Genomic DNA, 14,491 nt, shown 5'->3' on the forward strand with positions numbered 1-14,491 from the left:
ATCGCCGCGCCCATCGCTGTGCCATCCGTCACGCCCGCGGCGTCGAAGCACCCCCATGAGGCTCGCCGACCGCGTCCAGGCCACGCTCATGCACGCGACGGCCCGCTGGACGGTGCGCTACGGCGAGGACCTGCGCTTCGCCGGCTCCGACCTGCCCGCCCCGACCCGCCTGCGCGTGCCGACGCGTCACGGCGACGTCCGCGTCATGGAGTACGTCGCGCCCGCGGCCACGCACGGCTCGGGCCCCGCGCACGTGCACCTCCACGGCGGGGCGTGGCTGATGCGCCACGCCGCGATGGACGACTGGTGGTGCCGCTACCTCGCCGCCACCGCCGGCGTGCGCGTGCTCAACGTCGACTTCCGCACCGGCCCCTACGTCACCTACCCCGTGGCCCAGGAGGAGAGCCACGACGTGGCCGCCTGGGTCGCCGACGGCGGCGACCCCGTGTCGGTCGGCGGCTTCTCCTCCGGCGGCGGCATGGCCGCGGCGGTGTGCCTGATGGCCCGCGACACCGGCTCCTTCACCCCGCGCCTGCAGCTGCTCGGCGTGCCGGCCCTCGACCTGGCCGGCGACCTGCCCTCCGGCGCGGGCATGATCTCGCCCTCGCTGCGCGCGCTGGTGCGGCGCGTCTACTTCCCCGACCCGGCCACGCGCTCGGCGGCGTACGCCTCGCCCCTGCTGGCCCCTGACCTGGCCGGGCTGCCCCCGGCGGTGGTGATGACCGCCGAGCGCGACACGCTGCGCCGCGACGGCGACCGCTACGCCCAGCGGCTGCGCGAGGCCGGTGTGCCGGTCGTGCACGACGTCACCCCCGGGGTCGACCACTACTTCCTCACCGAGGACCCCGCCCGGGCCCGCACCACGATGGCGATGGCCGCCACCGCCGTGCGCGAGGCCCTGCTCGGCCACTGAGCGGGCTGAGCGGCGGCACCCGCCGGTCGGGGCTCAGCGCGGGTCGACGATCCGGTTGGCCTCGAAGTGCATGGGGTCGGTGTAGCTCCAGTCGCCGCCCCAGGCGAAGCCCCACTTCTTGAAGATGTCGACGACCCCGCGGTCGATCTCGCCGACGGTGCCGCGCAGGTTGCCCGGCACGTTGAAGTCGAGGGCCAGGCCGAAGGAGTGGTTGGACAGCGTGGTCGACCCGGCGATGAAGCGGGGGTAGTAGCAGCCGCCGTACTGCCCCGGGATGATCGCGTCGCCCAGGCCGCGCTCGACGACCTCGCGCAGGGCCGCGGTGAGCTGCGGGATGATCGCCTTGTTGCAGGTCACCGAGCCGAGGATCGGCACGTCGGCGGTGACGATGTGGGTGGAGACCCACGACGGCTCGGGGGCGATGCGCCCGCCGCCGATGACGGTGTAGTTGAAGGTGCCGACCGCGTCGGCGACGGCGCCGACCACGAAGGCGGTCTGGGCGGCGTCGATGTCGAGGCCCAGGGTCGCCACGACGTCGAGGCGCTGGATCGACGTCTGCCCCGGGAGCATCCGCTGCAGCGGTCCCACCACCCGGTCGGGGGCGGTGGTGCCGGTCGAGACGAGCAGGGCGTTGGCCGGCTTGGCGCCGATCGCGGCCCCCCACTTCTCGTTGACGACCGCGTCGACGGCGTTGGGGATCTGGGGCGCGAAGGCCCCGACGTGGACCTCCTCGGAGTCCTCCGCGCTGCCCAGCCGCAGGAAGCCGTCCTCGTCGGTGGGCAGCTTCTTCTCCAGGTCGGAGGCCACGGCGACCTCGCCGGCGGCCACGCGGTCCCAGACCTCCTGCGCCTCCGGGCTGGGCTGGGTGGTCCAGGCGCGGTAGCTGGCGGGGTCGACGACCGCGACGTTGAGCACCTTGCCCTCGATGCTGGCCTGGGCCAGGGACATCGACTCCACCGAGACGTCGTCGAGGGCGTCGATCGCGGCCACGGTCTCGGGGTCGATGGTGTCCTGGGCGACGACGAGGATGTCGGCGTACTGCGGCGGGCCCTTCAGCGGGCCCGGCGCCTCCACGGCGAAGGCCGGGTCGAGCGCGGGTGCTGCGCCGGAGCCCTCGCCCGCACCGTCATCCGCACCGTCGTCGGTGTCGTCGCCGGGCGCGTCGCTGCCCGGCCCGCCGGGCTCGGCGGTCGTCGAGGCGCCGGCCGGCGTCGGGTCGGCGGCGGGGTCGCCACCGGTGTCCTGGCCGCAGGCCGCGAGCAGCAGCCCGAGGGCCGCGAGCGCGGCCGCGGCGGCCCGACGGCGCGCGGGCCCGGCCGCCGTGCGCCGGTGGCGCAGCGGTGCTCCCAGGTGCAGCGTCCTCACGTCGATCCCTCCCCTGGCCCAGCGTAGGCGGCGCGCTGTGACGGCGGGCACGCTCCCCGGAAGTCGTGCGCGTCGACGGGTGTTCGTCGCCGCGGCCCGACCGGACGGGGGCCGCCCGCGCGGCCGTCGGCGGGCTCGCGCCCCGGACCCGTCCACCCGCCTGCGAGCGGTCCGACCGACGCTCTTACTGACCGTTGCACCCTCTGGGCGGGCGTCCTGACGGTCAGGTAGTGGTCGCAACGGTCAGTAAGACGCAGCGGCGCCACGCCCAGCGCCACCAGCGCACCGGGTCGGCGCACCGGGTCGGCGCACCGGGTCAGCGCACCGGGTCAGCGCACCGGGTCAGCGCACCGGGTCAGCGCACCGGGTCGCGCAGCACGTCGGCGCGCACGGTGAGCCACGACAGCACGCCGCCGGCGACGAGCAGCCCGGCGCAGGCCAGCATGGCCCGGCCGAAGGCGGGGTCGAGGAGGGCGGGGTCGGCGTACTCCTCCCCGCCGAGGCCCACCGCCATCGGCAGCGCGGCCACTGCGAGCAGCGTGCCGGCGCGGGCCACGGCGTTGGAGACGCCGCTGGCGACGCCCGCGTGCTCGTCGGGGGCGGCCGCCAGCACGGTGGCGGTGAGCGGCGCGACGAGCAGCGCGAGGCCGAGGCCGAAGACGGTGATGCCGGGCAGCACGCCGACGACGTAGGGCCGCTCCCCCGCGCCGAGCAGCAGCAGCACGCCCGCGGCCATCACGAGCGGACCGAGGCTGAGCGGCAGCCGAGGCCCGGTGCGGGCGCCGAGAGCCCCGCCGCGGGAGGCCAGCAGCAGCATGCACACGGTGAGCGGCAGGCTCGCGAGACCGGCCTGCAGCGCGGTGTAGCCGCCCACGACCTGCAGCTGCAGGGTGAGGAAGAAGGTCATGGCGCCCAGCGCGCCGTAGACGAGCAGCGTCATCGCGTTGGCCGCGGCGAAGGTGCGGTCGGCGAAGAGCCCGGGCTCGAGCATCGGCCAGCGCTCGCGCCGCTCGACCACGACGAAGGCGACCAGCCCCGCCACCCCGACCGCCGCCGCCACGGGCGCCAGCGGCCGGCCCCACTCGATCAGCGCGTACGTCACGCCCGCCAGCCCCAGCGTGGCCAGGGCCGCCCCGGCCCAGTCGAGTCGCGGGGCGGCGTGGGGGTCGCGGGTCTCGGGCACGCCGCGGGCCAGCCACACGGTGGCCGCGGCGAGCGGGAGGTTGACCAGGAACACCCACCGCCACGAGGCGTGGTCGACCAGCAGACCGCCGACGAAGGGCCCGGCCGCGGCGGCGATCGCGCCGAGACCGGTCCAGGTGCCGATGGCGGCCGCGCGGTCGGCGGGGCGCACCGCGCCCTGGATCATGGCCAGGCTGCCGGGGGCGAGCGCGGCCGCGGCGACGCCCTGGGCGACGCGGGCGGCGACCAGCACCTCGGGGGTCGGCGCCAGGCCGCACAGCAGGCTGGCCAGCGCGAAGCCCACCGTGCCGGCCACGAAGACGCGGCGCCGCCCCAGCCGGTCACCGAGCGAACCGCCGAGCAGGATCAGGCTGGCCAGGGCGAGCAGGTAGCCGTTGGTGACCCACTGCAGCTGGGCCAGGCTGGCGTCGAGGTCCTCCCCGATGGAGCGCAGCGCCACGTTGACCACGGTGCCGTCGAGCATCGTCAGGCCCGAGCCGAGCACCGCCGCCGCGACCACGCGGCGACCGGCGGGGCTGGTGCGCGCGACGCCTCCCGCGGCGGGCTCGACGGTCATGGGCCCACCGTAGGGGCTGCGCCCCCGGGTCACCCGCGCGTGCGACCCGCCGGGGCGCGGACCACCGGGGCGCGGACCACCGTTGCGCGGACGTCATGCGGACCGTGCATGCGCATCCACCCCACGCATGACGCCCCGTCCGGCCCGCCGCACCGCGGGTCGGACGTCATGCGCACCGTGGATGCGCATCCACCCCACGCATGACGTCCCGCCCCGGCCGCACCGCCCGACCCTGCGGCCCGCGCCCGCCCGGCGCGGCTAGGGCCGCAGCACCCGGGCGGAGACCCAGGCGATGGCGTCGGCGGAGGCCTCGGGGGGCGCGGTGGGCTGCATGACGTGGCTCAGCACGAGCCGCACGACCATGTCGATCGCGGCGTCGAGGCGCTCGCCGGGCAGGTCGAGGCCGTAGGGCGGCAGCCGCTCGCCGACCACGGTCTTGGCCACGGCGAGCAGCGACTCGGCGTGGGTGGTGAGCAGCGGCAGCAGCTCGGTGTCGGCGCCGTGGGTGGCCGAGACGACCGCGTGCAGCAGGGGGTTGCCGTGGGCGTTGCGCAGCACCAGCAGCGCCGAGTCGTGGATCGCGGCCACCAGGTCGTCGGGATGGTCGTCGAAGGCGGAGGACACCAGCGCGAGGAAGTGCTCGAGCTCGCGCAGGATCATCGCCTCGGCGAGGCCCGGCTTGGTGCCGACCTCGTTGTAGACCGTCTGCCGGCTCACGCCCACCCGGTCGGCCAGCCGGGCCATGGTGACCCGCGACCAGCCCACCTCCGCGGTGAGCTCGACCGCGGCCTCGACCACGCGGTCGCGCGTGCTGCCCGCCGTACGCCGCACCGGGCCCGCGTCGCCCGCCGACCCCACCCGCGCGCCCGAGGACTCCATGCCGGTCAGTCTAGGAAGGTCCACCAGCGGCCCCCGGACCGACCCGACCAGCCCGACCGACCCGACCGACCCGACCAGCCCGACCAGCCCGACCGACCGGGCGGCCTGCACGTCCCGACCGGCGCACCCGCCCGGACCGACCCGACCGGGGGGACCGGGTCGGCCGGGGCGGGCGCGCCGACCGGCAGGCTCAGGCCGCCTCGGCGGTGGACAGCGGCACGAAGTCGACCTTCTCGCGCACGCCGCAGTCGGGGCAGCACCAGTCGTCGGGGATGTCGGCCCAGGCCGTGCCGGCGGCGAAGCCCTCCAGCTCGTTGCCCTTCTCGACCTCATAGGTGTGGCCGCAGCCGGGGCAGCGGGCGGCCAGCACCTCCTCGGCGACCGCGCCGGGCATCGCGTCGACCGCCCCGCCGGTGAGCGCCGCCGCGGTGGCCGCCTGCTCGGCGCGGGCGGCGGCGGAGGGGTAGCGGGCCAGGTAGCGCTCGCGCTTCGAGGGGTGCACGTTGGCGCGGGTGACGTCGCCGTCGAAGTGGGCCAGGACGCGGGGGTCCATGACCCGGCGGAAGAGCGGCGGCACGAGGGCGAGCACGATCATCCCGGCGTAGCCCGTCGGCAGCACCGGGCTCTCCTCGAAGTCGCGCAGGGTCTGGTAGCGCCGCGTCGGGTTGGCGTGGTGGTCGCTGTGGCGCTGCAGGTGGTAGAGCAGCACGTTGGTGGCGATGTTGTTGGAGTTCCACGAGTGCGAGGGGTCGACGCGCTCGTAGCGCTGCCGGGCGCCGACCTTCTGGCGCAGCATGCCGTAGTGCTCCATGTAGTTGACGACCTCGAGCAGCGAGAAGCCGACGACGGCCTGGAGCACGAGCAGGGGCAGGATCGACCACCCGAGCCACGCGACGAGGGCGCCCCACAGCACCAGCGACATCACCCAGGCGTTGAGCACGTCGTTGCCGGGCCGGAAGGGGTGCTGCTGCTTGCGGGCGTAGCGCTTGCGCTCCAGGCTCCAGGCGCTGCGCACGCCGCCGGAGACGGTGCGCGGCCAGAAGGCGTAGAAGCTCTCCCCGAGCCGCGAGGAGGCGGGGTCCTCCGGGGTCGCGACGCGCACGTGGTGGCCGCGGTTGTGCTCGATGTAGAAGTGGCCGTAGAAGCTCTGGGCCAGCGCGACCTTGGAGAGCCAGCGCTCGTTCTCCTCGCGCTTGTGCCCGAGCTCGTGGGCGGTGTTGATGCCGATGCCGCCGATCGTGCCGATGGTGATCGCCAGCCCGACCTCGCCGACGGTGCCGAGCTCGCCGAGGCCGAAGGGGGCGCCGCGGGCGATGACGTAGAAGGCCGCCACGAACCCGAGGTACTGGATGGGCAGGAAGAGGTAGGTGATCCAGCGGTAGTAGCGGTCCTTCTCCAGCGCCTCGATCGCGTCGTCGGGCGGGTTGGTGCGGTCGAGCCCGGCGACGAGGTCGATTGCCGGCACGAGTCCGAGCACGATGATCGGGCCGATCCACAGCCACACGCCCCACCCGGTCGCCGCCCATCCTCCGAGCGCGACGAAGGCCAGCGACGGCACGACGAGGCCGATCAGCCACAGGTAGCGCTTGCCGTCCTTCCACTGCTCGGTCGACGTGGCCGACACCGTGCTGTGCGGGATCGACTCGGGGGTGCCGGGTGCGGGCGGGCTCGTGCGGGGGTTCGTGGGCATCGCGTCCTCCAGGGGGTGACCCCGATCACGACATCGGGTTGACAGAACCATAGGGATTGTCAAGCCGCTTGACAAGCGGGTCGGCGATGTAAAGCCGGCGGGGTCCGTCGGCGCTCGCGAGGCCGTGCCCGGCACAATGAGCCCGGTGAGCCACGACCAGCACCCCTTCGGCATCGACTTCGGCGGCACGGGCATCAAGGGCGCCCCCGTCGACACCGCGCTCGGGGAGTTCGCCGCCGAGCGCGTGCGGATCAAGACCCCCCAGCCCGCCACCCCCGAGGCCGTCGCCGCCGTCTTCGTCGACCTGCTCGCCCGGTTCGAGCCCTCCGACGCCCCGATCGGGGTCACCGTGCCCGGGGTGGTGCGGCGCGGCGTGGTCGGCTCGGCCGCCAACATCCACGACTCCTGGATCGGCACCGACGCCGACGCCCTCTTCACCGCGGCCACCGGTCGCGAGGTGCACGTGGTCAACGACGCCGACGCCGCCGGCCTCGCCGAGGTGAGGTACGGCGCCGCCCGCGACCGCAGCGGCCTGGTCATCGTCACCACCCTCGGCACCGGCATCGGCTCCGCGCTGGTCCACGACGGCGTGCTCGTGCCCAACGCCGAGCTCGGCCACCTCGAGGTCGACGGCCACGACGCCGAGTCGCGCGCGGCCAACAGCGTGCGCGAGGCCGAGGACCTCAGCATGGAGCAGTGGGCGAAGCGCCTGACCCGCTACTACCGCACGCTGGAGAGGCTCTTCTCCCCCGAGCTCATCGTCGTCGGCGGCGGCATCAGCAAGCGCTCGGAGGAGTTCCTACCGCTGCTCGACCTCGACACCGAGATCGTCCCGGCCCGGCTGCGCAACCGCGCCGGCGTGGTCGGCGCGGCCTGGTGGGCCTCCCTCCCCCGCTGAGCGACCCGCGCGTGCGGTGCCGGGTCACTCCCAGTCGAGGTCCTGGTCGGCGTCGAGGAGGCTGTCGGCCAGCGCCGGCAGACCCAGCAGGTCGAGGGCGACGTTGGCCAGGTCGCCGTTGCGCACCGGCTGCTCCCCGTCGTACGACGGACGGCTGCGGCCGGGGTCGCGGTAGTCGGGGTTGAGCGCGTAGAGGTCGCCCGCGGCGACGCCGGGGCCCCACACCAGGAACGGCACCCGGTAGTCGACGAACCTCGTGGGGTCGGAGTGCCCCGGGCCGCGACCGCCGTGGTCGGCGGTGAGCACGACCCTCACCTCGGCGGCGTCCTCGGGGTCCTCGGCCAGCGCGGCGAGGAGCCGCCCGACGAGACGGTCGGTGCGCGCCACCGCGTCGAGGTAGGCCGGACCCATGAAGCCCTCCGCGTGGCCCACCAGGTCGGGCAGGGCGACGTGGACGAAGGTCAGGTCGCGGTCGGTCTCGGCGAGGTCGGCCGCCGCCCGCGCCACGAGCGAGCGCGGCCGCTCGTCGAGCACGAAGGTGTCGACCGCGCCGGGCCAGGAGTCGTCGAACAGGCGGAACTTCGCCTTGCCCGCGAAGAGCGCCGTGGTGAGGCCCGCGTCGTGGGCGGCGCTGAGGACCGAGCCGACCGGGCGCCCGGCCGCCTCCTGCACGGTCGTGCCGGGGCGCTCGACGTTCCACGTCACGCCGTGGCCGCCGCGGCCGGCGTCGACCCTCAGCCCGGTGAGCATGCCGGTGTGGTTGGGCAGGGTGTCGGTCAGCTCCCGCTCGGTGCGGGCGTGGGTGGTGGCCGCGCCCTCGCGCAGCAGCCGGTGCAGCACCGGCGTCCGGTCGCGACCGAGCCGGTCGAGGGCGGCGACGTTGAAGCCGTCGAGGGACACCGCGAGCACCCGCGCGGTGCCGTCACCCGCCACCGGGGCGGTGCTGTCGGCGGTCGGGGCGGTGCTGTCGGCGGTCGGGGCCGTGCCGGCCGCGACGACACGGGCCGTGGCGCTCCCGCGGTCGGGCGCGCCGCCGGTGGCGCAGGACGCCAGGGTCCCGACCGCGAGCGCCGCCGCGAGCGCCGCGGCCGTGCTGCGACGCCGACCCGAGGGGGGTGCGGCGGAGGGGGACGGCGCGGTGGGCCGGGGCGTCATGCCGGCGACCCTACGCCCGCTCGGCCGCCCGGGTCCCCGGGACGGCGCAGACGCCGCGAGCACCGGCCACGGTCGACCTGCACCTTCCCCGGACGTGCGCCAGGGTCGTCGGTCACAATGGCGCGCAGACGACAGGAGGCCCCATGCCGCAGACCCAGGCGCAGCCGGGCGCCGAGTGCGCCACCTGCGGCGAGGAGCTCGGCGCCTCGCGGTACTGCCTCAACTGCGGCACGCCCCGCCCCGGCACCGTCCGCCCGCTAGCCGGCACCGCAGGCACCCCGGGCGCCCCAGGCGCCGCAGGCGCCGCTGGTGACGTCGGCGGCTCGGAGGCCGGCGGGCACGACGTGGCGGGCGACGGGTCCGCACCCGACGGCGAGGACCCGCTCGTCGGCGAGCCGCCCCCGCTGGCGGCCTCCCCCACGGGCGCCTGGGGGGTGGTCTCGGTGGTGGTGCCGCTCGTCGTACTGCTGGTCGCCGCCGGCCTGGTCGTGCAGCGGGCGGTCTCCGGCGAGCGCGACGAGGCCCTCGCCGCCGCCACCGAGACCTGCTGGGACGGCCGGGTCACCGACGCCGGGTGCGAGCTGCCCACCGGCGTCGAGGGCCTGAAGTGGGTGTTCCCGTCGTTCCGCCCCGACGAGCAGACCTGCCGCGACTTCCTGCTCCGCAACCCGCAGTTCAACCGCCCCACCATGTGGCAGTGCGACGTGGTGGTCGACGACCTCCCGGTCGTGGTCACCTACAACGAGCTGACCGGCCAGCGCGCCGCCCTGCGCTTCTTCGACCAGCGCCACGGCCGGGAGAACCGCAGCGAGGTGCCGGGCTACGACGGCCAGGACGCCGCCTGGGTCTGGCTCGACGAGGCCGGCGACCGGCGCAGCTCACGCACGCTCATGCTGCAGGGCTACCCCTACGCCGTCACCGTCGAGAGCGGCTCGACCACCGCGGTGGAGGCCGCCTTCGAGGAGGTCGTGGAGATCCGCCCCGTCGACGAGCTGGCCGTGCGCCCCGACTGAGGCGCCCGGCCGCGGGGCCAGCCACGGGCCAGCCGTGGGGCCGGCCGTGGGGTCAGCCGCGGATCGCGTCGGCGACGGCCTTGGGCACGTCGGGGTGGAAGACGGTGGGGATGATGAAGTTCGGGTTGAGCTCCTCGTCCTTGACCACGAGCGCGATCGCCTCGGCGGCGCGCAGCAGCATGTCGAGGGTGACGTCGGAGGCGCGTGCGTCGAGCAGGCCGCGGAAGACGCCGGGGAAGGCCAGCACGTTGTTGATCTGGTTGGGGTAGTCGGAGCGGCCCGAGGCGACGACGGCGGCGTACTTCTCCGCCTCGGCGGGGTCGACCTCGGGGTCGGGGTTGGCCAGGGCGAAGACGACGGCGTCGTCGGCCATGTCCTTGATCCACAGCGGGTCGAGCAGGTTGGGGCCGCTGACGCCGATGAACACGTCGGCGCCGGTGAGCCCGTCGTGCAGGTCGCCGCGCACCAGGCGCGGGTTGGTGACCTGGGCCAGCTCGTGCTTGGCCGGCGGCAGCGCGTCGTCGTCGCGCGACAGGCAGCCCTCGCGGTCCCACACGACCACGTCGACGGCGCCCGCGGCGAGCAGCAGCGTGACGATCGCCGTGCCGGCGGCGCCGGCGCCCGACACGACGATGCGCACGTCGGCCAGCTGCTTCTTCACCACGCGCAGCGCGTTGGTGAGGGCGGCGAGCACCACGATGGCGGTGCCGTGCTGGTCGTCGTGGAAGACGGGGATGTCGAGGCTCGCGCGCAGGCGGCGCTCGATCTCGAAGCAGCGGGGGGCGGCGATGTCCTCGAGGTTGATGCCGCCGAAGCCGGGGGCGATCATCTCGACCGCGCGCACGATCTCGTCGGTGTCCTGGGTGTCGAGGCAGATGGGCCAGGCGTCGATGTCGGCGAAGCGCTTGAAGAGCGCCGCCTTGCCCTCCATCACCGGCATGGCGGCGCCGGGGCCGATGTTGCCGAGACCGAGCACGGCCGAGCCGTCGGTGACCACGGCGACGGTGTTGCCCTTGGTGGTCAGGCGCCAGACGTCCTCGGGGTGCTCGGCGATGGCCATGCTGACCCGGCCCACCCCGGGGGTGTAGGCCATGGAGAGGTCGTCGCGGTTGCGCATCGGGACCTTCGAGCGGACCTCGATCTTGCCGCCGATGTGCAGCAGGAAGGTGCGGTCGCTGGTCTTGTGCACCGTGACGCCGTCGACGGCGTCGACGGCCTGCTCGAGCAGCTTGGCGTGGTCGGCGTCGCCCGCGGAGCAGGTCACGTCGACGACCAGGCGCTCGTGGCTCGACTCGGCGACGTCGACGGCCATGACGATGCCGCCGGCCTGGGCGATCGCGGTGGCGACCGCTCCGACCACCCCGTGGTCGGGCGCCGTGTGCAGGCGCATGGTGATCGAGTACGACGACGTGGTGGCGGCACGGGAGGTCACGGGGTCACTGTCGACCCGGCACGGGGTTACCAGCAAGTCACCTGCGGCCGCAACGACCAGAAGTGACCGCCGTCACCTTTCTGCACTTCTTGGGAGATAGTGCAAGAATGCACTCCATGTTCGAGAGTGCAACGCTGAGGGCGTCGAAGCGTCGACGCACCGAGCACCACATCAACCACTGCGCCCAGCAGCTGACCGAGGCGCACGGGCTCGACGGCTTCACCATGGACGACCTCGCCGAGGCCGCCGAGGTCTCGCGCCGCACGCTCTTCAACTACTTCCCGAGCAAGCTCGACGCCGTGCTCGGCAACATGCCGGTGCTCTCCGCCTCGGCGCTGGCCACCTTCGAGGCCGGCGGGCCCCACGGCGACCTGGTCGACGACCTCGGCGAGCTGGCCCGCGTGATCTTCACCGACGAGGGCCTCAGCCGCGAGCAGCTTGAGCTGAGCCAGCGGGTCTTCTTCGCCAACCCGCGGCTGATCGTCACCGCCCACGAGCGCTTCGAGGCCTTCTCCGAGGCCCTCGTCGAGCACATCCTGACCCGCGAGGGCGCCGACTTCGGCCGGGCGCGGGCCCGGCTGCTGATGCGCCTGCTCGTCGCGGTCTTCGACTCCTCGCTCCTGCTCGACCCCTCCGCCGAGGGCCGTGGCGCCGGTGGCGCCGACGGGGCCGACGGGGACGGCGTGCCCGACGTGCCCGACCGGCCCCTGGCCGACGTCTTCAGCGACCACCTCGCGACCGCGCGGGCGCTCCTCGCCTGACCACGGCGCCGGCCCGCCGGCGTCCCCGCCCCTGCGGCGTACCCCTGATCCGCTCGTCCCACCGCTTCCCCACCCCGACCAGGAGACCTCGATGGCCACCCTGCTCCACCGCCTCGGCACGACGGCCTTCCGCCGCTGGCCGCTCTTCATCGCCGGCTGGGTCGCCGTGCTGCTCGCCATCGGCGCGCTGGCGGCCGGCTTCGCCAAGCCCACCTCCGACTCCTTCTCGATCCCCGGGATCCCCTCGGAGCAGGCCGCCGACCTGCAGGCCGAGCTCTTCCCCGACGCCACCGACGCCTTCGACCAGGCCAACGTCACCGTGGTCGTCGCCGCGCCCGAGGGCGAGAGCCTCAGCGACCCGAAGTGGTCGGGCGCCGTGGACGACCTCGTCGCCGCGCTGTCGGGGCTGCCGCAGCTGCCCGAGGACCCGCAGGCCACCAACCCCGGCCTCGGCAACCCGGTGCAGGTGGCCGCCGGCCAGGAGCAGCAGCTGGTGCAGCAGGCGCGCCAGTCCGGGGGCGACGTCGACGCCGCGCGCGCCGACGCCGCCGCCGTCTCGCCGCTGTCCTCCGACGGCCGCGTCGGACTCATCACCTTCGCCTGGGACGTCGACACCGTCGCCGACGTCGAGCCCACCACCATCGACGACCTCACCTCGGTCATGGACGACGCCCGTGACGGCGGCCTGGTGGTCGAGGCCAACGGCGCCGGCTCGCAGACCCAGACCGCCCCGGGCGGCACCGCCGAGCTGATCGGCGTCGGCATCGCCCTGGTCGTGCTGCTGCTGACCTTCGGCTCGCTCGTGGCCGCGGGCCTGCCCATCCTCATCGCCCTCGTGGGCGTGGCCATCGGCAGCCTCGGCATCACCGCCGCCACCGCCCTGGTCGACGTCAGCTCCTTCACCCCCGTGCTCGCGGTGATGATCGGCCTGGCCGTCGGCATCGACTACACGCTCTTCATCCTCGCCCGCTACCGCACCGAGCTCGAGCACACCGACGACCGGCAGGAGGCCGCCGGCCGCGCCGTCGGCACCGCGGGCTCCGCGGTGGTCTTCGCCGGCCTGACCGTGCTCATCGCGCTCTCGGCGCTCTCGGTCGTGCGGATCCCGTTCCTCACCGCCATGGGCGTCGCCGCAGCCGCCACGGTCTTCATCGCCGTGCTCATCGCGCTGACCCTGCTCCCCGCCGTGCTCGGCATGCTCAAGTCGAAGTCCTTCGGCGGCCGCGTGCGCCGCTACGCCCCGAAGCGCGAGGCCGACGGGCGCCTGCTCAACAACGGCGTGCGCTGGGCGCGCGTGCTCGGCAAGCGCCCCGTCGCCTTCGTGCTGCTCGTCGTGGTCGCCCTGGGTGCCCTGGCGATCCCGCTCAAGGACCTGCGCCTGGCCTTCCCCACCGACTCCACGGCCTCCACCGACACCACCCAGCGCCAGGCCTCCGACCTGATGGCCGAGGCCTTCGGCGCCGGCCGCGAGGGACCGCTGCTCGTCGTGGTCGACGCGCGCGACGTGGCCGCATCCGACCGCAACGCCGCCTTCGGCGAGGTCGCGGCCTGGGCCGCGGGCCAGGACGACGTGGTCAACGCCCAGATCGTCGCGACCAACGCCGACCCGACGGCCGACCCCGCCGACCCGGCGTCGGCGCCCACCGGCGCGCTCGTGCAGATCACCCCGGCCTCCGGCCCCGACGACCCCGACACCCAGGACCTGCTCACCGCCCTGCGCGACGGGCAGTCCGACATCGAGGCCTCCACCGGCACCACCACCGGCGTCACCGGCCTGACCGCCATCACCACCGACGTCTCCGACCGGCTGGCCGACGCCCTGCCGATCTACCTGGTCATCGTGATCGGGCTGGCCTTCATCCTGCTGATGATCGTCTTCCGCTCGATCCTCGTGCCGCTCACCGCCACGCTGGGCTTCCTGCTCTCGGTGCTGGCCACCCTGGGCGCCACCGTCGCGATCTTCCAGGAGGGCGCCTTCGGCATCTTCGAGGGCCAGCCGATCGTCAGCTTCATCCCGATCTTCCTCATCGGGGTGGTCTTCGGCCTGGCGATGGACTACCAGGTCTTCCTGGTGACCCGCATGCGCGAGGCGCACGTGCACGGCATGACGACCCGCGAGGCCGTGGTCGACGGCTTCCGCAACAGCGCCCGCGTCGTGACCGCCGCCGCCACGATCATGACCGCCGTCTTCGCCGGCTTCATGCTCGAGGACGACCCGATCATCAAGTCCATGGGCTTCGCGCTGGCCATCGCCATCGTCTTCGACGCCTTCGTCGTGCGCATGGTGCTCGTGCCCGCCCTGCTCTACCTGCTCGGTGAGAAGGCCTGGTGGCTGCCGCGCTGGCTCGACCGGATCCTGCCCGACGTCGACGTCGAGGGCGAGAAGCTCGGCCGCCCGGCCGGCGTCGGGGCCGGCGGGGCCCACGCGGGCGCCGTCGCCGACACCGAGGACGCCGCCCACCACGGCGGCGCCCACGCGGCCCGCGGCCACCTCGCCGCGGACCGCTCCGAGGAGGAGCGCACCCGCTCCTGACCGCAGCGCCCCGGCGTACGACGGGCCCCGGTGACCTGCTGGTCACCGGGGCCCCTGTGCGTGCCCGCCTCCCGCGGTCCGGCGCGGGAGCGC

11 protein-coding genes are annotated in these 14,491 nt (G+C 74.7%); 5 read left to right on the forward strand and 6 right to left on the reverse strand.

Features of this window, described 5'->3' with window-relative positions:
* Window positions 1–55: 55 nt before the first annotated feature.
* Window positions 56–913 (forward strand): alpha/beta fold hydrolase, encoded by an 858-nt coding sequence (locus tag ASF50_RS15330; protein WP_082503264.1) that lies wholly within the window; start codon window positions 56–58, stop codon window positions 911–913.
* A 33-nt stretch (window positions 914–946) separates the two neighbouring features.
* Here the strand turns inward: ASF50_RS15330 and ASF50_RS15335 are convergent, their stop codons facing one another.
* The 4 genes from ASF50_RS15335 to ASF50_RS15350 all read right to left on the reverse strand — a co-directional run bounded on the left by ASF50_RS15335 (window position 947) and on the right by ASF50_RS15350 (window position 6,606).
* Window positions 947–2,278 carry a M15 family metallopeptidase gene (locus tag ASF50_RS15335; protein WP_235557698.1) on the reverse strand — a complete coding sequence of 444 codons (1,332 nt, stop codon included), beginning with the start codon at window positions 2,276–2,278 and terminating at the stop codon, window positions 947–949.
* A gap of 355 nt (window positions 2,279–2,633) precedes the next feature.
* Window positions 2,634–4,037 (reverse strand): MFS transporter, encoded by a 1,404-nt coding sequence (locus ASF50_RS15340; RefSeq protein ID WP_056905092.1) that lies wholly within the window; start codon window positions 4,035–4,037, stop codon window positions 2,634–2,636.
* A 258-nt stretch (window positions 4,038–4,295) separates the two neighbouring features.
* Window positions 4,296–4,916 (reverse strand): TetR/AcrR family transcriptional regulator, encoded by a 621-nt coding sequence (locus ASF50_RS15345; protein ID WP_082503348.1) that lies wholly within the window; start codon window positions 4,914–4,916, stop codon window positions 4,296–4,298.
* Window positions 4,917–5,106: 190 nt separating this feature from the next.
* Window positions 5,107–6,606, reverse strand: a complete 1,500-nt coding sequence (locus ASF50_RS15350) for a fatty acid desaturase (RefSeq protein ID WP_082503265.1) — start codon at window positions 6,604–6,606, stop codon at window positions 5,107–5,109.
* Between the two features lie 145 nt (window positions 6,607–6,751).
* On the opposite strand from ASF50_RS15350, the gene ppgK reads away from it, so the two are divergent.
* Window positions 6,752–7,504 (forward strand): polyphosphate--glucose phosphotransferase, encoded by a 753-nt coding sequence (gene ppgK, locus ASF50_RS15355; RefSeq protein WP_414855744.1) that lies wholly within the window; start codon window positions 6,752–6,754, stop codon window positions 7,502–7,504.
* A 24-nt stretch (window positions 7,505–7,528) separates the two neighbouring features.
* Here the strand turns inward: ppgK and ASF50_RS15360 are convergent, their stop codons facing one another.
* Window positions 7,529–8,659, reverse strand: a complete 1,131-nt coding sequence (locus tag ASF50_RS15360) for an alkaline phosphatase family protein (protein WP_056905093.1) — start codon at window positions 8,657–8,659, stop codon at window positions 7,529–7,531.
* A gap of 143 nt (window positions 8,660–8,802) precedes the next feature.
* Here ASF50_RS15360 and ASF50_RS15365 point away from each other — a divergent pair, with 143 nt between their 5' ends.
* On the forward strand, window positions 8,803–9,672 hold the full coding sequence (locus ASF50_RS15365) for a hypothetical protein (RefSeq protein ID WP_056905094.1): 870 nt from the start codon (window positions 8,803–8,805) through the stop codon (window positions 9,670–9,672).
* 52 nt (window positions 9,673–9,724) lie between these two features.
* Here the strand turns inward: ASF50_RS15365 and ASF50_RS15370 are convergent, their stop codons facing one another.
* Window positions 9,725–11,062 carry an NAD-dependent malic enzyme gene (locus tag ASF50_RS15370; protein ID WP_056865314.1) on the reverse strand — a complete coding sequence of 446 codons (1,338 nt, stop codon included), beginning with the start codon at window positions 11,060–11,062 and terminating at the stop codon, window positions 9,725–9,727.
* A 158-nt stretch (window positions 11,063–11,220) separates the two neighbouring features.
* On the opposite strand from ASF50_RS15370, the gene ASF50_RS19510 reads away from it, so the two are divergent.
* Together ASF50_RS19510 and ASF50_RS15380 are read left to right on the forward strand one after the other, a co-directional pair.
* On the forward strand, window positions 11,221–11,865 hold the full coding sequence (locus ASF50_RS19510; protein WP_056905095.1) for a TetR/AcrR family transcriptional regulator: 645 nt from the start codon (window positions 11,221–11,223) through the stop codon (window positions 11,863–11,865).
* 91 nt (window positions 11,866–11,956) lie between these two features.
* Window positions 11,957–14,398 (forward strand): MMPL family transporter, encoded by a 2,442-nt coding sequence (locus tag ASF50_RS15380; RefSeq protein WP_082503267.1) that lies wholly within the window; start codon window positions 11,957–11,959, stop codon window positions 14,396–14,398.
* Window positions 14,399–14,491: the final 93 nt, after the last annotated feature.

The sequence above is a fragment of the Nocardioides sp. Leaf307 genome (genome assembly GCF_001423135.1).
GTDB lineage: Bacteria > Actinomycetota > Actinomycetes > Propionibacteriales > Nocardioidaceae > Nocardioides > Nocardioides kribbensis.